The sequence below is a fragment of the Streptomyces beijiangensis genome (genome assembly GCF_017315755.1).
Classification (GTDB): domain Bacteria; phylum Actinomycetota; class Actinomycetes; order Streptomycetales; family Streptomycetaceae; genus Streptomyces; species Streptomyces beijiangensis.
Genome location: NZ_JAFLRJ010001068.1, coordinates 1 through 428 on the forward strand (window position 1 = coordinate 1; position 428 = coordinate 428).

The 428-nt window shown below is 72.4% G+C and carries 1 protein-coding gene; it reads left to right on the top strand.

Annotated features, from left to right (window positions below):
* Positions 1-353 (top strand): DoxX family protein (locus J0695_RS40580; RefSeq protein WP_206969816.1); only part of this gene is annotated, 353 nt, incomplete at its 5' end.
* Between the last annotated feature and the right edge of the window lie 75 nt (positions 354-428).

A 428-nucleotide genomic window follows, 5' to 3' on the forward strand; every position in this document is an offset into this window, starting at 1 on the left:
CCACCGGCACCGGTTCCGTCGGCGAGCTGATGACCTCCGTACGGGACAGCGCCGCGATCCCCGCCCTCGTCGATCTCGCGCTGAAGAGCCCGGCCGGCTTCGGGTACGCCATCGCCTTCGGTGAGCTCGCCGTCGGCATCGGCACCCTGCTCGGCCTCTTCGGGCGGCTCGCGGCCCTCGGCGGTGCGCTGATCTCGCTCTCGCTCTGGCTGACGGTGAGCTGGCAGACGAGCCCGTACTACTACGGGAACGACCTCGCCTACTTGATGGCCTGGCTGCCGCTCGTGCTCGCGGGGACGTCGCTCGTCTCGCTCGACGCGCTCCTGGCCGCCCGCCGGCGCCGCAGTCTGTAGGCGGCCCAGTTGACCGCGCCCGCCACGATCAGACCGGTGACGACCGCCCGCACCCCGATCCCCGACGGGGTGTCC